General features: G+C 73.7%; 1 protein-coding gene. It reads right to left on the bottom strand.

Features of this window, described 5'->3' with window-relative positions; translation table 11 throughout:
• Positions 1–899, bottom strand: an 899-nt coding sequence (locus CHB94_RS24350; RefSeq protein ID WP_176445749.1) for a transposase domain-containing protein, incomplete at its 3' end; no start/stop codon positions are given.
• Between the last annotated feature and the right edge of the window lie 227 nt (positions 900–1,126).

Raw genomic sequence — 1,126 nt, 5'->3', positions numbered from 1 at the left:
CGTCCGGCGGCCCGGGCCTGGCCGTGGCGGACGTTCTCTGCCGGCGTGCCCATGACCGACAGGAACGATCCGTCGGCCAGCCGGCGCACCGGGACGAACACGTGGTTCTTCTTGATCCGCCAGGCCAGGTCCGCGCCGGTGCCCAGGGCCAGGCCCCACAGCTCGTGGCCGGGGAAGTTCCGGTCGGCCAGCAGCAGCATGCCCGGCCGCAGCCCGCCCAGGACGCGGCGGGCCAGGGCCTGTTCGGTGGCGGCGTGGAAGCCGTCGAAGGCGGCCTCGAGGACCGCGTGGGTGCCGCACTCAATCAGCGCCAGCAGCCGCAGCTGCGGATGACCGGCGACCCCGACGTGGCTGGTTCCGGCGCGGCCGAAGGCCTCGGCGTTGGCCGCGGTGTCGGCGGTGTCGATGCCGGTGCCGTCCCAGGCCACGATCCGGCGGCCGAACGCGAACACCCCTGGTGTTCCGGCCTCGCCGAGCGGCCCGCGGACGCGGGCGAACAGCGCCTGCAGCGGCGCCGCCCCCAGCCGTTGGCGGGCCCGGGTCAGCGCCGCACTACTCGGCAGGCGCAGCCCGCAGGCCTGGCGCAGCCCGCCGGTCAGCAACCGCAGCACACCGCGGTACCCCGGCGGGCCGGCGGCATCGGCGCCGCTGAACAGGCACAGCCCGAGCACGAAATACACCACCGCTCGGGCCGGCAACAGCCGGCACCGCCGCTCCCGCCGACCGGCGTCGGCCACCGCCTCATCGACCAGCGCCGGCGGAATCTGCTCGGTCAGCACCCCCAACCGCAGCGGCAACCCCTTCTCCGCCGACACCGATGCGGACACCGATGCTGAGACGTCGCGTTCGGCGGCTGTGGATGCGACCTCGGGAACGGCAAGGGTGGCAGACTTCGGCATCGAAGCTCCCGGCACCGGACATCTGATCTTGGTCGATCGCCGTCCTACCGGGAGCTTCCTTCTCGGCCGCGCCGCCACGCCGATCGCCACAGCGTCCAGCGTCTGCCGCTCACCCCTCCTACCTGCACCAACGCACTAAGAGCCCCCGCCAGTAGGCGCGGTCGGGGCGTGCGGCGTGGCTGATCGGTGAGGGCAGGCACGAGGGCCACGCTCGCGAAGGTGCTAAC

It is taken from the genome of Blastococcus mobilis (genome assembly GCF_900188025.1).
Lineage (GTDB): Bacteria > Actinomycetota > Actinomycetes > Mycobacteriales > Geodermatophilaceae > Blastococcus_B > Blastococcus_B mobilis.
The sequence above is the reverse complement of the archived record's forward strand: the minus strand, read 5'-3'. Positions and strand labels throughout refer to the sequence as shown.